The organism is Streptomyces sp. 351MFTsu5.1, assembly GCF_000383655.1.
GTDB lineage: Bacteria > Actinomycetota > Actinomycetes > Streptomycetales > Streptomycetaceae > Streptomyces > Streptomyces griseorubiginosus.
The window spans coordinates 12,485-31,816 of record NZ_KB911800.1 but is presented as its reverse complement, the minus strand read 5'-3'; the positions used below and the strand labels follow the sequence as shown (position 1 = coordinate 31,816).

The window sequence follows — 19,332 nt, the reverse complement described above, 5'->3', positions numbered from 1 at the left end:
GCGCGGTTGCCTCACGGACTGTCAGATGCGCATGGCAATATCTGGGCATGGAGGGGTGGGGACTTGAGTTCCGCACATGGTCGTTGTCCCTGGACGACGTCCGCATGCGGCGATTACTGACGCGACACGTGTGCCTGCGCCAGCGACGGTGCGTGCACGGAAGGACCTCGGGGGCGGGGCAACCCGTCACCCGTCAGGAGGCCCAGTCGGCGCGCGTGTGGCTGACCAAGGCACGGGAATCCCGGCTGACTGACATCGCACAGTGTGCGCTGGTCACAGCAGCCAGGGCACTGCGGACGGAGTACGGCTTCCCTGAAGGGGTGGTGGCCGAGCCGTCCGAGGATCAACTGGTCATGATGCTGACCGTGCTCGAGCCGGAGTTCGCACACTGCGTCGTGCTCGCCCTGTCGAATCCGGTGTTCGAGAACATGCCTGCCGCCGCTCTCGTCACGCGCCGACCGCAGGCGTATCTCAGGGCGGCCGACAGAGAGCCTCCGCCCGGCGCCCGGGACATCGGTCCCGCACTGCGCGTTCCTGCCCCGCCCGCCGAGTCCGACCAGAAAGCGGAAGCCGCCACGATGACGTCGCCAGAGCAGCAGGACTCCCGGATGCCGGACGACGAGCAGTTGCGGGAGCTGAGGACCTCCACCGCTCAACTGCGCTCCCTCGGTGCCGAGTTGGCGCGAGCGCTGCAGGAGACGGCCCAACTGATGAGCGAGGGGCGCGACCTGTCGACGCAGGCGTGGACGGCAGATGCGGTCGCCGACTGGCGGCAGCGGCGCACGCTGCTGGCAGGGAGCGTGGCCGAGACGGGCGGGACCTGGGGCTCGGACTCAGGATATGAGGAGCTGGAGGCCGAGTTCACCCGTCTGCAGGCCGAGGCCTCGCAGGCGCGCCGGCGTCGGCTGGAGGAGTTGCGTCAGCGAGAGGCCCAGCTGCAGACGATGGTTGCCGTGTCGGACGTCGCTGTCGCCGCGCATCTGGAGCAGGCACTTGAGCAACTCGCCGTACAGATCGCCGACTTGGAGAGCAGCCGGGGCGAGCGGATTGCCTCGGAGGCGGAGGCGGAGGCGGCTGGCGGGGAGGCCGAACCCCACTCCGTGACGGAACGGGACACGTCGGCGGACGCAGTCCGTAACGTGAGTCCCTCCCAGATCCCCGCGGTGGACGGGCATGGCGTTCCGTCTGTTGAATCCGGTGAGGCGCCCCACGACGAAGCCGTGGCCGAGGAGCCCGATGTCCCCGGTCCGGACGAGGTGACCGTTGCCGGGGAGACCGACATGGGTGGCCTCGGCGCCGGGGAGACCGATGCGGGCGTGACCGTCACCGACGGGACCACCACGGATGTGGCCGTCATCGAGGAGACTGCCGAGCCGGCCAACGCGAGCCTGGCCGTCGCCGTTGAGCCCACGGCCACACCGGAGGCCGTACCGGAGGACACTTCCGCGCAGCCGTCTACAGCGCCCGAGGCCGACCCGTCGACGGCTGCGGACGCGGCCCCGCCCAGGCCGCAGATCGCGGATGCGCCGTGGCCGGCCGGCATGGACTACGCGGACTGGGACCCTGCCGCTCCCTGGGAGACCAGCCAGGACCCGCCGGTCGCGCGGTTGATCGGTGCGGGGCAGTTGCCCCACGCGTACTGGATGACGGCCGCGTCCCAGGAGCCGGAACCGCGCGCCCAGGCGCTGGCATTCGCCGCCGCGGCCTTCGGCTGTGTCGGTAGCGACGAGGCCACCCAGGTGCAGATCGACCACGACATCACGCCGGAGCGTGTCGCCGAAGACAGGGAGGCGGCGATCGTCGTCACGGTCGCCGCGCTGAGGGCCGGCCTCACCGCGGGCTGGCCGCACGTCCTGGTCAGCGACTTCGCCACGCCCTCCGGACTGTCCGAGCCCTGGCAGCAGCTGCTCACCGTGCTGGTCACGGCGGTGCGGGACTGCCGGACCTTCGCCCCCGGTGCCATCGGTGACCTGGCGGACCCGGGAGACACCGTGACGCTGGGCGACCTCGGTGAGGAGGCACGGGTTCTGCTGGAAGACCTGCCCCGCCGCAAGATCAAGTACCAGAGGGCCTCCCGGGTGCTGCAGTACCTGACCGGCCCGTCGGGCGCGCTCCACAAGGCGCTCAAGGCGGTGGCCGACTGGGCCCAGGGCGGCGACGCGGCTCCGCTGGCGGTACTGAGCGAGAACATGCGGCGACCGGAGTACGTGGACCGGCTCATCGAGGAGGCCGACAGTCGCTTCCGTACGCCGAAGCAGTCGAAGGAGGCCATCCACTCCGGGGCCCTGCGCCAGCTGCACGCCGCCGTGCGGTCCGTGAGCGAACTGCTGACCAAGGCCGACGCGGTGGCCACAGCGATCCGCAGTCGTGGCGCAGCGCACGGGAGCGACCTGCCCCAGCTGGCGACCGCCGTCAACCAGTTGGAATCGTACGGTCCGCCTCCCGGCGTGGGCGGAGCCGCGCTGGGCCTGCTGCGGGACTGGCTCGTCGGTCAGTACATCGCTGACACCTGGGCGTCGGCGGAACGCACCCCGTCCCACCGTGCCCCGTCGGCGGACTGTCTGCTGCTCGCCCCGGACCTGCCGAGGGACATCGACGGACGGCCCGACCTCGCAGACCCGCGCACCCCGCGAGCGATGGCCGCGCTGCTCACGCCCGCGTCACCTGACGCCGCCTTGAGCACCTACCTGGAAACCGGAGACCTGCACCTCGCCAAGGGGCTGATCGCGTGGGTCGAGCGCAACCCGTCCTTCCTGGCGTCCTTGCCGGAGGACTGGGCCGATGAGGCGACCCGTCGCTGCCGTGAGGCGGAAAAGGGCTGGCGCGACCGCACCGCCGACTACCACCGCCAGGCCGCCGGACACCTTGCCCAGATTCGCACGCTCAACCTGATGGCACCGGACGTAGAACGCGACCTGACCGGTCGGCTTCAGGAGTTCGCCGACGGGGACGAGGCCGGACGCTACCGGTACGCACGCGAGCAGTTGGCCCGGTTGGTGCAGGAACTCGCGGGTCTGGTCAAGGACTCGACCGGGCGGCTGCGCCAGGACCTGGAGCGCCTGCGCCTCGATCCGGAGCGGGTTCTGACGGAGAACGACCACGACCGCATCCGGGCGCTCATCGACGAGGGGGACACGGTCACCGCCCAGGAGTTCCTGGCCCTGGCGAACGGCGGGCACAGCCTCCCGGACCGTCCTGAGCACGATGCGACAGAACTCGTCGAGTTCGTGTCGGGGCTCACCGGCCCCGGCATGCCCCGGCCAGGCGGCGAGGGCGTGCATGCCTCGTGGTGGGTCCACAACTACGATTCGGGCGAGCGGCTCACATCCGCGGCGGAGCAGGCACTCGAGTCCTGGCAGGCGCTGTGCACCAAGAAGGGCCGCAGCAGTGAGTGGCAGCAGCACATCCCGCGCGTAGTGCGCCTGCTCGGTCTGGAACCCGTCGGGCAGCTCCACTCCGACCGCCCCGGCCAGGGCGTCCGCCGGCTCAAGATCCGCGCGACCGTCGCTGAGGACGCCGGTTACGTCGCGGCCCTCGGATCCCGTGCCACGTCGTACACCATCCTGCTCGTGTGGGAGGAGCAGCGCGCGGGCGGCCCGCTGACGCACTTGGAGGACGCCGACGTCGACGCGAACATCGTGCTGTACCTCCACCCGCTGGGCCTGGCCGGCCGGCAGGCGCTCGTCGAGGCGGCCTCGGGACGTGCGCAGCAGGCACTGGTCATCGACCCGGCAGTCTTCGGCTGGATGGTGGCCCGGGCTCCCCGCTCGTTCCGATCCCTGCAGCGGATCACCCTGCCGTGGACGTCGTTCAACCCGTACACCCCCTTCGTCGCCGGGTTGGTGCCGCCGGAGGTCTTCTACGGGCGCGACGACGAGCTCCGGGAGGTCATGGACCCCAATGGGGGGCTCTTTCTCTACGGTGGGCGGCAGTTGGGCAAGTCCGCACTGCTCCAGCGGGTGGCCGAGCTGTTCCCCAGCCGGTCGGAGGCCAATGTCGCCGTCTACCTCGATCTGCTCAAGGCCGAGATCGGCCAGGCCGAGCCGCCCGAGCAGATCTGGTCGCTGCTGGCCGAGGGGCTCAAGCGGCGTGGGGTCTTCGACGCGAAGATGTCCGAGCGCGGCGGCCCCGACATTGTCGCCAAGCGGATCCGGGACTGGCTGGACGCGGACGAGTCCCGACGACTGCTGATCCTCGCGGACGAGGCGGACGCCTTCCTCACCGCCGACTCGCGCCGTGTCTTCCGCAGCGGCGGCGAGTCGACGTTCCAGAACGTCAAGCGGTTCCAGCAGCTCATGGAACAGACCAACCGGCGTCTGAAAGTGGTGTTCGCCGGTCTCCACCAGGTGCAGCGTTTCGGCGACCTGTCGAACGTGTCCACCGCCCACGGTGGCCCCGACGTCCTGGTGGGGCCGCTGAAGCCGCACGCCGCAGTCAGGCTGGTGACCGAGCCGATGGCCGCCCTCGGCTTCGTGTTCGACCGGCCCGAGCTGGTGTGGCGGATCCTCGCCATCACCAACTACCAGGCCAACCTGGTGCAGATCTTCTGCAGCGAGCTCATCCGGACCCTTCAGGGGCGCACGCACCCGGAGCCCGAGCGGCCCATGCGGATCACGGAGGAGGACGTCCAGGGCGTTGCCGCTTCCGAGACGGTCCGACGGCGTTTGGCGGAACGGCTGCGCTTCACCATCAACCTGGAGGACCGCTACCGGGTCCTCACCCTGGTGATCGCGCTGCGCAGCCTCGCCGACAAGTACCGGGGCGACTACACCGCCGAGCAACTGCTCGACCTGGCCCGGGAGGCCTGGCCGCAGGGCTTTGACGGACTGGGAGTGAAGAGGGTCGAGATCTACCTCACCGAAATGGTGGGTCTGGGGCTGCTCGTCCAACTCGGCGACCGGTCCAGGTTCGCGGTGCGCAGTCCCAACGTGGTGAACATGCTGGGCACCCGCGAGGAACTGGAACTGGAGCTCAAGGAGACGGAGTTCAGCCTTCCCTACGACTACGACCCGCGCGCCGCGCGCCGGCTCCTGGGACGGGACCCCAAGGAGCGTATCCAGCGGTACAGCCCTCTCACCGAGGGGCAACTGCACGAGGCGGCGCAGCCTGGCGTGACCCTCATCGGAGTGACCGAGTCCTATCGGCCTCCTCTGATGATCCGGGCGGCCGAGGCCTTCGCCGAGGCGCGCGGAGTGGAGGTGCGCAAGGTCAAGGCACCCGGCGACCTGCGCGCGGCGCTCCGGGATGCCGCACGGCTGCGACGCAACTACGTTCTCGTGGCCGACCTGTCCAGCCTGGGCAAACAGGAACTGGCCACCGCAGTTCACCTTTGCGCCGAACACGCCGGGCCCGCGGCCGACGTCCGGGTGCGCTCCGCCGTCCGCAAGCACACGGGCAACCGCTCGGTGTTCCTTCTGGGTGACGCGCTCGCGGCGGGCGCACTGGCGGAGGAGGCCCGCGAGGGGACGCGACTTCCGGTGCGGTTCCTGCACCCCGAGCGGTGGACCGTGGACAGCCTGCGCGCCTGGCCCGAATGTCCGTTCGTGTCAAGCACCGAGCGCAGGAGTCTGATCGGGGTGACCGGCGGATGGGCTCCCTGGGTGGAGCTGGCCATCACCGAGGTATCGGTCAACGGCGCGACCCTGGACAGCTCGCTGGACGCCGTGCGCCATGCCATCGGGAAACCGGGGAACCTCGCCGCGCACTGGAAGCAGACCGGACTCGACGCTCGCGACGAGCAACTTCTCAGCATGTGGACGTCGTACGTCGACGAGGGACAAGGGGTGCCCTTGGACGACGTGGCGGCGGCGATCGAACGGCCCTTGGAGGAGGCCAGGCTCTGGCTGGGCCGTCTCGATCTGCTCGGGGTGCTGGACTCCCTGCCCGGGGGACACGCCGTGGACGCCGTCACCTTCCGCGCGGCACGCGCTCGTACGGCCGGAGGGTGACGCGTGGAACTCAGCGCCCAAGCGCTGTCCGAACTGCCTGGTGTGCGACGTCAGATCAGCAGGATTGCGGCTGATCTGGCGGCAGGCATCCATTGCCTCTGGCTGCTCCCGGACGATTTGGTCGAGGGAGGCTACGCCGAGGAACTGCATCATGTGGCGCTCTGCTCCGCACCCGACCGCCTCGACATACCGGCACGTTCCGAGTCGGAGACGTCTTCGGTCCCGCCCTTGGGAGCTGTACCCGAGCAGACAGGCTGGGCCCTGGATGATCTGCCCCTCCTGGAGGACTACGACGACGGGTTCGATCTCGGACGTGAGTCGGTCTTCCCGCGCCAGCGCAGCGTGCCGCGACTCACCGACGCACCGGAAGCGCCGGAGCCCGGGCTCTTCGCCCGGCTGGCCAAGGAACTGTCCGTGCCTCCGGGGGAGGCAGTCGACGCCCTCGTGCACCCCGACCGGCGATGGCGGCCGGTGATCGGTGTCCGGGCCTGGGAGGAGTCGACAGCAAGCGCGGCCTCCGGTGATCCGGAGCAGGAGCGTGGCCGGGCGGTGGTCCGTCTCATCCGCTCGCTCAACGCGGCGGCGAAACAGGCGGGTCTGCCGCCCGAAAACCGTCCCCGGGTACTGGTGACGGCCCGAGTCGACGACCTTCCGCCCCGGTTTCCCGACGAACTCGAACTCGACCTGGCCACCTCGGCCGTGCACTGGTGGTGGGGGACCGTCGATCGGCTCGACAGCGCGACCGTCGTCTCGGCCGTGGCCGCCGACGCCTCCCGCAACACCCGCCGACGCGGCGAAATACCGCGCGACCGCATCCTGCGGGCCGTTCGCGACGAGGTGGTGAGTGAGGTGTGCGGGCCCGATCTCGTGCTCGGCTGGCGACTGGCTCGGCGGTGGGACGGCAGCCAAGGCACGCTGGAGGACAGCCTGCGGGCGTGCCTGGACGGCGTGCGGACGGTGCCGCCGGAGGAGCCCGTGACCGTTCTCTCGGGCGTCGGATCCGGGCACCGGCCGGCGACCGGGCTGCGCCCTGCCTGGGCGCGCGGGCTGCTGCAGGCGTGGGACGGCCGCTCACGCGTCCACCCGGTGGTGTGGTGCGGCGACCGGAGCCGCGCGGACCACTTGAAGATCCTGGTCAGCCAGGCCCAGGCGCGGGTGCTGCTGCCCTGGATCGAGGAGGCTCGCCAGCGCGTGGCACTGCGCGCCCTCTCGGCGGCGACCAGACCCGTGGCCGAGCTGATCGACCGCTATGTCGAGCGTCCTCCGGCCGGATACCGCACCCGCGTGCAGGAGGTGTTCCGCACCATCGAGGTCGGACCCTTGCTCCGTGCCTGCCGCCAGGGTCACCTCAATCTCCCCGTCGAGGACCGACGGCTGCTGGAGCAGCTCGTCCTGGCCCGGAACGTGCTGTCCCACCGGGGGGTGTTGTTCGACCGCACTCTGCACATCCTGTGCGACGAACTGGCCCGGGCGGATCAGCGCTGGTCCGGGGACATATGAGAAACCGGTGGCACCGCGTTCACCCGTCGTCGCTCACGGCGGGCCTGTAGGGATCCCACAGCCATGGCTGTCTCCCACTGTCGCTGCCCGAATGTCCTCGGCAGGGGACGGACCGATAGGTTTTCGGAGAAGCCGCCTGTCATCCAGGTTTTCGGGCGGGTGTGTCAGACCCCTATGGAAAGGGTGATCCGTTGAGCCGCTCGGTTCTCGTCACCGGAGGCAACCGGGGCATCGGCCTCGCCATCGCCCGCGCTTTCGCCGACGCCGGCGACAAGGTCGCCATCACGTACCGCTCGGGTGAGCCGCCGGCCGGCTTCCTCGCGGTCAAGTGCGACATCACCGACTCCGAGCAGGTGGAGCAGGCCTACAAGGAGATCGAGGCCGAGCACGGTCCCGTCGAGGTCCTGATCGCCAACGCCGGCATCACCAAGGACCAGCTCCTGATGCGCATGTCCGAGGAGGACTTCACCTCGGTCATCGACACCAACCTCACCGGCACCTTCCGCGTGGTCAAGCGCGCCAACCGCGCCATGCTGCGCGCCAAGAAGGGCCGCGTCGTCCTGATCTCCTCGGTCGTCGGCCTCTACGGCGGCCCCGGCCAGGCCAACTACGCCGCCTCCAAGGCCGCGCTGGTCGGCTTCGCGCGGTCCCTCGCCCGTGAGCTGGGGTCGCGCAACCTCACCTTCAACGTCGTCGCGCCCGGCTTCGTCGACACCGACATGACCAAGGCCCTCAGCGACGAGCAGCGCGAGGCCATCGTCAAGCAGGTGCCCCTCGGCCGGTACGCCCAGCCGGAGGAGGTCGCCGCGACGGTGCGGTTCCTCGCCTCCGACGACGCCTCGTACATCACTGGAGCCGTCATTCCCGTTGACGGCGGACTGGGAATGGGTCACTGATCACCATGAGCGGAATCCTCGAGGGCAAGCGCGTCCTGATCACCGGTGTGCTGATGGAGTCCTCCATCGCCTTCCACGCCGCCAAGCTGGCCCAGGAGCAGGGCGCCGAGATCATCCTGACGGCGTTCCCGCGGCCCACGCTGACCGAGCGCATCGCCAAGAAGCTCCCGAAGCCCACCAAGGTCATCGAGCTGGACGTCACCAACGACGAGCACATGGGCCGCCTGGCCGACGTGGTCGGCGAGGAGCTCGGCGGCCTCGACGGTGTCGTGCACTCCATCGGCTTCGCGCCGCAGGACGCGCTCGGCGGCAACTTCCTGAACACGCCGTTCGAGTCCGTGGCGACCGCCATGCACGTCTCGGCGTACTCCCTGAAGTCGCTCACCATGGCCTGCCTGCCGCTGATGCAGAACGGCGGCTCGGTCGTCGGCCTCACCTTCGACGCGCAGTACGCCTGGCCGCAGTACGACTGGATGGGCCCGGCCAAGGCCGCCCTGGAGGCCACCAGCCGCTACGTCGCCCGCGACCTGGGCAAGCAGAACATCCGCTGCAACCTCATCTCCGCGGGCCCACTCGCCTCCATGGCCGCCAAGTCCATCCCGGGCTTCAGCGACCTGGCCGCCGTGTGGGACAACCGCTCGCCGCTGGAGTGGGACCTCAAGGACCCGGAGCCGGCCGGCAAGGGCATCGTCGCCCTGCTGAGCGACTGGTTCCCGAAGACCACGGGCGAGATCATCCACGTGGACGGCGGCCTGCACGCCATCGGCGCCTGATCTCCGGTACGTCCTCGACGCCCCGTTCCCTCTGGGAGCGGGGCGTCCCCCGTTCGGCCTACCCGGCCGGGCGCGTACGGCCCACAACTGCGCACCCTGGATTACGCGTTCACCCGCGCTTCCCTCCCCAGCACGGCCGAGGAGGTCCCCTTGTGCGCCTGTCCCGCAGTCTGGCCTCAGTGACCGCAGCCGTCTGTCTCGTGATGTCCCCGCCGTACGACGCGATGCCGCACACGCGCGTGGCGGCGCGTGAAGCCGCACCGCCGGAGCCCTTCGGGGCGTCCTGCCGCAGCCAGGTCACCGGTTCCCGGGTGACCGCCTACTGCCACAACCCGTATCCCCGCACCGACGGCGTCCGCCTGCACATCGAGTGCGCCCGCTGGTGGGACCTGGACACCGACGGCGCCGAGGTCGGGGCGGGACCCGCGCAGACCGTACGGCTGACCGGCCGGTGCTGGAAGGAGGTCCGGTCGGTGTGGGTCAGCCACCGGAAGCTGGCGCTGTGAACCGTCCCGGACGGCACAGGAAGGGATAGCCGGCCGCCTCCCGCGCGGCGGCACCGGCGTCACCCGCGCGGATCGCGTCGACGAGCCGGGCGTGGTCCATGTGCATCTCGGGCGTCAGCTCCTCGCCGACGTCCTCGCGCAGCCAGTCCCGCAGCACCGCGCCGAGATCCGCGTACATCTCGGTCATCACGTCGTTGTGCGAGGCGGCCACCACGGCCAGGTGGAAGGTGGTGTCCGCGGTCACGAACGCCTCCGCGTCCCCCGACGCCCATGCCTCCTCACGACGCACCAGGAGCGTGTCGAGCTGCTTGAGGTCCTTCTCGGTGCGCCGCTCGGCGGCCAGCCGCGCCGCGGACGACTCCAGAGTGGAGCGCAGCTCGGCGACGTGCCGGGGGTCGGCGTCGGCGAACCTGCGGTGCATCACGCCCGCCAGCTCGCTGGTCGCCACGACGTACGTCCCCGAGCCCTGGCGGATGTCCAGCAGCCCGTTGTGCGCGAGGGCGCGGACGGCCTCACGGACGGTGTTGCGCGCGACCCCGAGCTGGTCGACCAGCTCCGGCTCGGTCGGGATCCGGGAGCCGACCGGCCACTCGCCCGAGGAGATCTGGTTGCGCAGTGCGGCGATGACCTGCTCGGACAGCGCCGAGCGACGGGGATGGCTCAGGGGCATGGCACACCTTCGCACGGCCGGGGCGACCGAGGCCGCCCCGGGGATGGACAACCAATCATCCCATGATTCTATGATGGGTGTCATGGCAAGCGAGGAAACCCGGGCAGTGAAGCCCACGGCAGCACGCGTCCCACCGGCAGAAGGGCCCCTTCCGCCCGCCCCGCGCGCGTGGGCGGTGCGGCTGGTCGTCGTCGGCATCGTGCTGTCCGCGTTCAACCTCCGCCCCGCCATCACCAGCCTCGGCGCCCTCCTCGAAGAAGTCCGCGACGGACTCGGCATGAGCGGCAGCGTGGCCGGGCTGCTCACCTCGGTGCCCCCGCTGTGCTTCGCGGTCTTCGGCGTCACGGCTCCCCGCCTGGCCCGCCGCTTCGGCGCGGGCGCGGTGGTGTGCGCGGGCATGGTCGCCATCACCACCGGCCTGCTCATACGGCCGTACACGGGCTCCACGCCGGGCTTCCTGGCCGCCAGTGCCCTCGCCCTCATGGGCATCGCCGTCAGCAACGTCCTGATGCCGGTCATCGTCAAGCGCTGGTTCCCGGACCGGGTCGGCTCCATGACCGGCCTGTACTCGATGGCCCTGGCTCTCGGCACCTCGGCCGCGGCTGCCGTGACCGTGCCGCTGACCGACGCGCTCGGCGGCAGCTGGCAGTCCGGGCTCGCGGTCTGGGCCGCTCTCGCCGGGGCTGCCGTCCTGCCGTGGATCCCGCTCGTACGGGACAAGGGCCCCGGGTCCGCCGCGGGCAGCGTGCACGCGCGTGTGGAGGGTGCCGGGCCGGTCCAGCACGTGCACGCGCGTGTGGAGGGCGCCGGACCGGTCCAGCACGTGCACCCGCGCGTGGAGCCGCCCGCGCTGCGGATCACCCGCAGCCGGACCGCCTGGGCGCTCGCCGTCTTCTTCGGGCTCCAGGCCACCGCCGCCTACATCACCATGGGCTGGATGGCGCAGATCTTCCGGGACGCGGGCGTGCCCGCGGGCACCGCCGGGCTGCTGCTCGCCGTCACCATGGTGATGGGCGTCCCCCTGGCCTTCGTCATCCCGCGCGTGGCCACCCGGCTGCCGCACCAGGGCCCGATCGTGCTCGCCCTCGGCGTGTGCGGCCTAGCCGGCTACGCGGGCCTCTACCTCGCGCCCGCCGCCGGCGCCTGGGCCTGGGCCGTTCTGCTCGGCGTCTCGAACTGCGCCTTCCCGCTGGCCCTCACCATGGTCGGGATGCGCGCCAGGACCGGCGCGGGCGTGGCCCAGCTGTCCGCCTTCGCGCAGAGCACCGGCTATCTGATCTCCATCCCCGGCCCGCTCCTGGTCGGCGTGCTCTACCAGCACAGCGGCGGCTGGGGCCTGCCGATCGCGCTCATGATCGGCCTGATGATCCCGCAGATGGCCGTCGGAGTGCTCGCGGGCCGTGACCGTACGGTCGAGGACGAGGCGGCCGCGGCGGCACCCTGACCGGCCGGGTAAGAGACCGGAGTGCGACACTGGCCGCATGCTCGACCCGAACCCCCAGAACGGCCAGAAGAAGATGCTGCTGGTCTTCGGCTCGTTCCTCGCCATCTTCGTCGTCATCGCGATCATCGCCACGATCGCCTCACCTTGATCCGAACCTTGATCCGATGATCCCCGGACCTTGGTCCGATGACCCCCGACCCTTGATCGGATGACCTGCTCCCCGGGGCGGCGGTGGGGTTAACCCCCCTGTCCCCTAGGGGGCGAGTGTCAGGGTCAACTGGGTGGATCACCGGATGGGTTGAGGCCCGCCGGGTCCGTACCTTCGAGATGTGACCGCGAACAGCGGATCACCGGAACTCGAAGACCGGAGGCACTCATGTCGGCCCCTGCGCACACCCCGCCCCACCCGGCGTCCCGGGGCGGCGTCGACATCCGGCTGCCCTGGTGGGCCCTGGCCCTGCCGACGCTGGCCTTCGTCGTGCTCCTGGCCCTCATCCTCAACCCCTCGGACGCGCACGCGGCCTCCGGCGACCCCGCCGTCACCCACTTCCTGGAGCGCGTCCAGCAGCTCCTGGCGCGCTGAGCACCCGCGAAGCCGCCCGTCAACTCCCTGCGCCCCGTGGCCTGTTTCATGCGAAGCTGGATCCTATGAGCGTCGCAGAACCCCGCAGGATTGTCCTTTTCCGGCATGCGAAAGCCGACTGGCCACAGGTCACCGACCATGAGCGGCCGCTCGCCGACCGGGGCCGAAAAGATGCAGCGGAGGCCGGACGGCGGCTGACCGACTCTGGCATCCCCCTCGACCTCGCCCTCTGCTCCACGGCGACCCGGACCCGGGAGACCTGGAAGCTCGCGGTGCAGGAGTTCCCGCACCGGCCGAAAACGGTCTACGAGGAGCGGATCTACGAGGCCTCTCCCGGCGAGCTGATCGCCGTGCTCAACGAGACCCCGGACGACGTGCAGAACGCGGTCCTGATCGGCCACAACCCCGGAGTGCAGGGTCTGGCCGACATCCTCGCCGGCGCCGCCGAGGGAGACGCCCGCCGCCGGATGAGCGAGCGCGGCTTCCCGGCCGCCGCCTTCGCCGTCCTGTCCTTCAGCGGCCCCTGGAAGACCCTGGAGCCCGGGGTGGCCACCCTCGTCGACTACTGGGCACCGTCCGACTGAGACCCCGACCCGCACGCGAGACGCGACACGACAGGGCCCGGCACCGAGATGGTGCCGGGCCCTGTCATGCACGCCGTGCCGATTTCCGCCCCGGACGCCGAGGGGCGGCACGGCTTGCGCGCCGCACGCTGACGGGCGGGTCGCCTTCACTCCGCACGCTGACGGGCGGGTCGCCCTCACTCCGCACATCGCCAGCCGGGCCGTCCTCCACCCGCCCGCTGACGGGGCCGGCCGGTCTCCGCCCCGTGCGCCGGTTCAGTCCTCCTCGTGCGCGTCCGCCGCCTCGACCTCTTCGCGGGTGACGCCCAGCAGGTACAGCACCGTGTCCAGGAACGGCACGTTCACCGCGGTGTGCGCGGCCTCCCGCACCACCGGCTTGGCGTTGAAGGCGACCCCGAGCCCGGCCGCGTTCAGCATGTCCAGGTCGTTCGCGCCGTCCCCGATCGCCACCGTCTGGGACAGCGGCACCCCCGCCTCGGCGGCGAACCGCCGCAGCAGCCGCGCCTTGCCCGCGCGGTCCACGATCTCCCCGGTGACCTTGCCGGTCAGCTTCCCGCCGACGATCTCCAGCGTGTTCGCCTGGGCGAAGTCCAGCCCGAGCCGCTCCTTGAGGTCGTCGGTCACCTGGGTGAACCCGCCCGAGACGACCCCCACTTGGAAGCCGAGCCGCTTCAGCGTCCGGATGAGCGTGCGCGCGCCCGGCGTCAGCCGCACCTCGCTGCGCACCTTGTCCACGACCGAGGCGTCCAGCCCCTCCAGCAGGGCCACGCGCGCGTGCAGCGACTGCTCGAAGTCGAGCTCGCCGCGCATCGCGGCCGCGGTCACCTCGGCGACCTGGTCCTCGCAGCCGGCGTGTGCGGCGAAGAGCTCGATCACCTCGTCCTGGATGAGCGTCGAGTCCACGTCCATGACGACCAGCCGCTGGGCCCGGCGGAGCAGACCGGCGGCGACGACGGCCACGTCCACGCCGAGCTTGCCGGCGTCCGTCACCAGGGCGGTGCGCAGCGGCTCCGTCTCGACGCCGGACACCGCGAACTCGACGGCCGTGACCGGGTACTTGGCCAGCCGGAAGATACGGTCGATGTTGCCGCCGGCCTGGGCGATCTTGGCCGCGATGGCGGCGGTGGCCTCCGCGGTGAGCGGGTGACCGAGCACGGTGACCAGGGAACGCCCCAGGCCACGCGGCCGGTTGTCACCGAGACCGGAGATGATCTCCGCCTGCATCTTGATCGAATCGGCCCAGCTGTGGACGGTCGCCCGCAGATCGCCCTCCTGCGGGCGCGGCGGCGCGGTCACGAGCGCGCACAGCACCATCCGGCCACGGGTGACGACCTGCTCGATGTCGACCACGTCGACCGAGTAGGCGGCGAGGGTGTCGAAGAGGCCGGCCGTGATGCCCGGCCTGTCCTTCCCGAAGATCTTGACGAGAAGGGTGGGGACGTCGGGAGACGAGGTCTGCGAAGCGCTCATGGTGTTCCCACCGTATCCGGCACCCAGTGCCTTCTGCTCCCGCGGTCCGTCTGACGGACAGGGAACAGTCGGTGTCGGACGGGTGACGCGGGCCTTGCGAGCCGACCACGTCCGCGCGCGTCAGCGCCGCCCCTTCGGCTTCCCCGGTGGTGGCGGGGGAGGAGGCGGCGGTGGAGGCGGGGACTGCCGTCCTTCCTCGGGCGAACGAGGCGGCGGGTCGACCGGACCGGCCACGGTGGGAGCGCCGTAGACGGTGCCGGGCTGCCCGGGCGAGTCACCCTGGCGCCGTGGCTGGTCCGAGGGCAGCGAGCCGTCCTCAGGCCGCCGCAACTCCTCCGGCACCCGCAGATACGGGTTCGTCGCCGCGTTCGGAGGCCGATAGGAAGCACCGGGCACGTACGGGCCGGCCTCACCTTCGTACGGCTGGAACCCGCCACCATGGGCCGCGGATCCCCCGGGCCGCGGATCCGGCTCGCTGCCGTACGTCCCCGCCCCGCCGCCCCCGTACAGCCTCGCCGCACGGTCGTCATAGGGCCCGGACCCGCCCTCGTGCTCGTACCGAGGATCCCCGCCCACCCCCGCTCCCGTCCCTCCCGCAGACCAGGTCCCGGCTCCCGCCCCCGCTGCCACCCCCGTCACCTCACGCAGTGACAGCCCCGAGGCCCGCGACCCCGCCGCGCCCGTGGCCCGCGCCAGCAGCGCCCCCGCCGCTCCCGCCGCCGCGCCCCACACCGCCCCGAGCAGCGCCGCCATCCCGAACTGCCCCCGCAGCTCCACGCCCGCCCCGAACGCGTCGAACCCCAGCACCGACAGCGAGGCGTTCACCGACACCTCCGTCAGCCAGGCGAGCAGGGGCAACGCCAAGGCGGTCGCGACTCCAAGCCGCACCGCACACCGCCCGGCGAAACCAAGGGCTCCCGAGTCCGGTACGGCCCTCACGTCGTCGCCGTACGCCCGCCCCGCCCGCACCCCCGCCCGCACCCCCACCGGCGTCCGCACAGCCGTGAGCACCCCCGCCAACAGCATCATCAGTCCCGCGCCCACCCCCAGCAGCCACACCCGCCCGTCCAGGTCCGCCAGCTTCCCCAGCGTCACCGTGTGGTCGGAGCCCGAGCCGAGGAGCCGGTCCAGGGGGTCGGGGAGGAAGTTCGTCAGGACGCCGGTCGCGCGGCCGTCGAAGGGGACGAACAGGCCCAGGGGGATGCCCAGCCAGACCCCGTTCGGCGTCCCGAGCAGCGCCGCGCCCGCGATCCGCTTCGGGTGGTCGTCGCCGATCGCTGCGAACGCCGCCGCGGAGAGCCCCGCGACCACCGCGACCAGCAGTACCGTCACCAGCGCGGACACCGCAGGCCGTACGACCCGGTGCACGGCCTCCCAGCCACGCGGCAACGGCGTTCGTCGGGACGCCAGCAGCGCGACCAGCAGGATCCCGACCGACCAGCCCAGGCCGCCGAGCAGCGTCGGCGCGGTGTCCACCGTGAAGCCGACGGCGGCCTTCGCGTCGACGAGGTCGCCGATTTTGTCGGGCAGCAGCCCGCCGATGTCGCCGACGTCGCCCAGCCCGGGGATGTCCAGACCGCCGCCCCCGCCCGCCCCGGGCAGCTTGTCGAGCCCCAGCGCGCCCCCGTCGATCGTGATGACGTCGTGCCCCGCCCAGGCCAGCCCGCCCAGCATCGCCACGAACAGCGCGATCACCGAACCCGCGCGCGCCATCAGCTCGGAGGGCGCGATCACCGCTCCGGCCGCCCGCAGGGACCGTAGGAAGAACCATGACAAAAGCACCGCACCGACCAGGCTGACGCCCAGTGGCGTGATCTCGATGGCGGTCGCGGCCTGCGCCCCTGTCAACCCGAAGGCGGAACCGTCCCCGGAGGGTGTCACCGAACCCCCCGCCGCGAGGGTCACCACCGCCGCGGTCATCGGGCCGAGCGAGGCCACCGAATCGGCCTCCAGCAGGTGCAGTCCGAGCGCGGCCGTCCCCGCCATCCCGATCAACGCCCAGCTCACGGACGCCACCGCGGACAGCACGATGTCCCCCCACGGCAGCCGGACGCCGTGCGGCGCGTTCCCGACGCTCCTGGACGCACTCATGGCAGACCCCCCGATCCGCGGCACGGCCGAGACCGCGCTCATCCCCCTCGCGTGGATTACCCACTCTCCGGGTCGGTTTCAACCCCGTCAACGGAACCGGCCGAAGCGTGCGAACGTGCTCTTCTCGGGGCTCGTGTTTCGGTCAGTCACCGGAGCCTGAAATAGTTCCCGACGTTGTTCGACATCCCTACACTCCCTGTGACGGGGGCAGTTCGGGGACTACTCAGTGGGGCGTGGCGTGCCGGAACTCGTACTGGAAGCGAATGGACGTACCTGGACGCTCGATCCGTCCCGGGCGTACCGCCTTGGGCGTGATCCGCAGGCTGACATCGTGTTCGACGACGCCAGGGTGTCCTGGCGGCACGCCACGATCAGCCGGAGCGGGCGCGACTGGGTCATCGAGGACCACAGCAGCACCAACGGGACGTTCCTGCACGGGCAGCGGATCCACGAGTCGGAGCTCGGCCCGGGCGCGGCGCTCCGCCTCGGCAACGCGAACGACGGCCCGCTGCTCAGCTTCACCGGCACCGCGGCCCCGGCCGCCGAGCCCCAGCAGCAGCGGTACGCCGCGCAGAGCGCGAACCCGGCCTGGGCCCGGCAGGCGCCCCAGGAGCCGGCCTCCCGGCAGACTCCGCACCAGGCGTCCCACGAGGCCCCGCAGCAGACCCCGCCGCAGGCCTCCCACCAGGTCCCGCAGGCCGCCAAGTCCGGCTGGCCGGAGCCCCAGCGGCCGCACCCGTCGCACCAGCCCCAGCGGATCCCGGAACAGCAGGGCCCCGGCGGGGGAGTGGGCGCCGGCCCGACGCCCGTCTACGGCGACCGCAGCCCGACCACGTTCCACCAGTTCACCATCGGCCGCATCATGCGCATCGGCCGTGCCCTGGAGAACGACCTGGTGGTCTCCGACCTCCAGGTCTCCCGCCACCACGCCGAGTTCCACTCGATGCCCGACGGCCGCATGGAGATCCGCGACCTGGGCTCGCACAACGGCACGTACGTCAACGGCCAGCCGATTCCCAAGGGCGGCTCGCTGCTGCTCGGCGCCGCGGACATCGTCGGCGTCGGCCACTCCACCTTCCGGATCGTCGGCGACCGCCTGGAGGAGTTCGTCGACACCGGCGAGGTCTCCTTCTCCGCCCGCCACCTCACCGTCACGGTCGACGGCGGCAAGCAGATCCTCAAGGACGTCTCCTTCGGCGTCCCGGAGAAGTCCCTGATCGCGGTCATCGGACCGTCCGGTTCCGGCAAGTCGACCCTGCTCAAGGCACTCACCGGCTACCGGCCCGCCAACCAGGGCGACGTCCTCTACGACAACCGCAACCTCTACAAGCAGTTCGCCGAGCTGCGCCAGCGCATCGGTCTGGTCCCGCAGGACGACATCCTGCACAAGGAGCTGACCGTCAAGAAGGCCCTCAAGTACGCGGCCAAGCTCCGCTTCCCCGCCGACACCACCGGCGAGGAGCGCGAGCACCGCATCGACGAGGTGCTGCGCGAGCTGAAGCTCGACATCCACCGCGAGAAGAAGGTCACCGCCCTGTCCGGCGGCCAGCGCAAGCGCGTCTCGGTGGCCCTGGAACTGCTCACCAAGCCGTCGCTGATCTTCCTCGACGAGCCGACCTCCGGCCTCGACCCGGGCATGGACCGCGATGTCATGCAGCTGCTGCGCGGCCTCGCCGACGACGGCCGCACGGTCCTCGTCGTCACGCACTCCGTCGCCGAGCTCGCCCTGTGCGACAAGCTCCTGGTGATGGCCCCGGGCGGCGCCGTCGCCTACTTCGGCCCGCCCGAGGAGGCCCTGAACTTCTTCGGCTACGACACCTGGGCCGACGTCTTCTCCGCCTTCGAGAACTACCGCGACTACGACTGGGCCGGGCGCTGGAAGGGCTCGCAGCACTACCAGATGTACGCCGCGGACATAGACGCCGTGGCGCCGCAGTCCGTACAGACGCCTCCGATGCACGGCATGAAGCCGCCGAAGCCGCAGGGCTGGACGGGCCAGTTCACGACACTCGTGCGCCGCTATGTCTCGGTGATCGCGTCCGACAAGGGCTTCCTGGCCCTGATGGTGATCCTGCCGGCCGTCCTCGGCGCGGTGAGCCTGCTGATCGACTTCGGCGACGCCCTGCTGCCCAAGCCCGTCGACCCGAGGACCAAGCTCCCGGAGCCGAACAGCACGGCCACCACCGTCCTGCTGATCCTCGCGGTCGGCGCCTGTTTCGCCGGGGCCGCCAACTCGGTCCGTGAACTGATCAAGGAACGGGTCATCTACGAACGGGAGCGCGCCACCGGCCTGTCCCGCTCGGCGTACCTGATGTCCAAGGTCTTCGTGCTCGGGGTGATCACCGTGCTCCAGGGCCTGCTGGTCGGTGTCATCGGCTTCTCCACCCGCGGCATCCCGAAGGAGGGCCTGGTTCTCGGCCACGCCACCCTCGCGGAGCTCTGCCTGCCGATCATGGGTCTCGGGTTCACGTCGATGATGTTCGGCCTGATCATCTCCGCGCTGGTGAAGACGTCCGAGAAGACCATGCCGCTGCTGGTCATGTTCGCGATCGTCCAGGTGGTCTTCACCGGCTGCCTGTTCACCCTGAACGGCGCGGTCGGCGTCAACGAGTTCTCGTACCTCATGCCGTCCCGCTGGGCGGTCGCCGCCGCGGGCGCCACCCTGGACTTCAACCAGGTCAACCCGCCCAAGCCGGGTGGTGCGACCGACCCGCTGTGGAACCACACGGTCAGCGCCTGGGGCCTCGACATGATCGCCCTCGTCGCCCTCGGCGTGGTCTGCGGCTTCCTCGTGGCCCGCTTCCTGCGCCGCCACGAGCCCGAGGTCATGCGCAAGTGATCACTGCCGTACGACGGTGAAGGGCGGC

General features: G+C 71.1%; 13 protein-coding genes. 10 read left to right on the top strand and 3 right to left on the bottom strand.

Features of this window, described 5'->3' with window-relative positions; translation table 11 throughout:
- The first annotated feature begins 152 nt into the window (after positions 1-152).
- From H295_RS0138640 to H295_RS0138620, 5 genes are all read left to right on the top strand, one after another.
- A complete protein-coding gene (locus H295_RS0138640) occupies positions 153-5,948 on the top strand; it encodes a hypothetical protein (protein ID WP_158691115.1) in 5,796 nt (1,931 codons plus the stop codon).
- Positions 5,949-6,176: 228 nt separating this feature from the next.
- A complete protein-coding gene (locus H295_RS0138635; protein WP_158691114.1) occupies positions 6,177-7,448 on the top strand; it encodes a hypothetical protein in 1,272 nt (423 codons plus the stop codon).
- A gap of 191 nt (positions 7,449-7,639) precedes the next feature.
- Positions 7,640-8,344 (top strand): 3-oxoacyl-[acyl-carrier-protein] reductase, encoded by a 705-nt coding sequence (gene fabG / locus H295_RS0138630; protein WP_020140716.1) that lies wholly within the window; start codon positions 7,640-7,642, stop codon positions 8,342-8,344.
- 5 nt (positions 8,345-8,349) lie between these two features.
- Complete coding sequence (gene fabI / locus H295_RS0138625; protein WP_020140715.1) at positions 8,350-9,117, top strand: enoyl-ACP reductase FabI; 768 nt, start codon at positions 8,350-8,352, stop codon at positions 9,115-9,117.
- 152 nt (positions 9,118-9,269) lie between these two features.
- Positions 9,270-9,623, top strand: a complete 354-nt coding sequence (locus tag H295_RS0138620) for a hypothetical protein (protein ID WP_020140714.1) — start codon at positions 9,270-9,272, stop codon at positions 9,621-9,623.
- Here the strand turns inward: H295_RS0138620 and H295_RS0138615 are convergent.
- Complete coding sequence (locus H295_RS0138615; protein WP_020140713.1) at positions 9,598-10,293, bottom strand: FadR/GntR family transcriptional regulator; 696 nt, start codon at positions 10,291-10,293, stop codon at positions 9,598-9,600. The genes H295_RS0138620 and H295_RS0138615 overlap by 26 nt on opposite strands.
- An 82-nt stretch (positions 10,294-10,375) precedes the next feature.
- Here H295_RS0138615 and H295_RS0138610 point away from each other — a divergent pair, with 82 nt between their 5' ends.
- From H295_RS0138610 to H295_RS0138595, 4 genes are all read left to right on the top strand, one after another.
- Positions 10,376-11,737: a CynX/NimT family MFS transporter gene (locus tag H295_RS0138610; RefSeq protein WP_420706290.1), complete on the top strand. Its 1,362-nt coding sequence runs from the start codon at positions 10,376-10,378 to the stop codon at positions 11,735-11,737.
- A 37-nt stretch (positions 11,738-11,774) separates the two neighbouring features.
- On the top strand, positions 11,775-11,885 hold the full coding sequence (locus tag H295_RS48505; protein ID WP_020140711.1) for an SGM_5486 family transporter-associated protein: 111 nt from the start codon (positions 11,775-11,777) through the stop codon (positions 11,883-11,885).
- A gap of 228 nt (positions 11,886-12,113) precedes the next feature.
- Positions 12,114-12,320 (top strand): hypothetical protein, encoded by a 207-nt coding sequence (locus H295_RS0138600; RefSeq protein ID WP_020140710.1) that lies wholly within the window; start codon positions 12,114-12,116, stop codon positions 12,318-12,320.
- 65 nt (positions 12,321-12,385) lie between these two features.
- Complete coding sequence (locus H295_RS0138595) at positions 12,386-12,904, top strand: SixA phosphatase family protein (RefSeq protein ID WP_020140709.1); 519 nt, start codon at positions 12,386-12,388, stop codon at positions 12,902-12,904.
- Between the two features lie 255 nt (positions 12,905-13,159).
- On the opposite strand, the gene serB is transcribed toward H295_RS0138595, so the two are convergent.
- Both serB and H295_RS0138585 read right to left on the bottom strand, forming a co-directional pair.
- Positions 13,160-14,374, bottom strand: coding sequence for a phosphoserine phosphatase SerB (gene serB, locus H295_RS0138590; RefSeq protein WP_020140708.1), 1,215 nt, complete (start codon positions 14,372-14,374; stop codon positions 13,160-13,162).
- Positions 14,375-14,494: 120 nt separating this feature from the next.
- The gene (locus H295_RS0138585; RefSeq protein ID WP_043218706.1) at positions 14,495-16,465 is read right to left on the bottom strand and encodes a streptophobe family protein; all 1,971 of its coding nucleotides are present in this window, start codon (positions 16,463-16,465) and stop codon (positions 14,495-14,497) included.
- 238 nt (positions 16,466-16,703) lie between these two features.
- Between H295_RS0138585 and H295_RS0138580 the strand changes: the two genes are divergently transcribed.
- Entirely contained in the window at positions 16,704-19,304 is a 2,601-nt protein-coding gene (locus tag H295_RS0138580) for an FHA domain-containing protein (protein ID WP_028810145.1), read from the top strand.
- Positions 19,305-19,332: the final 28 nt, after the last annotated feature.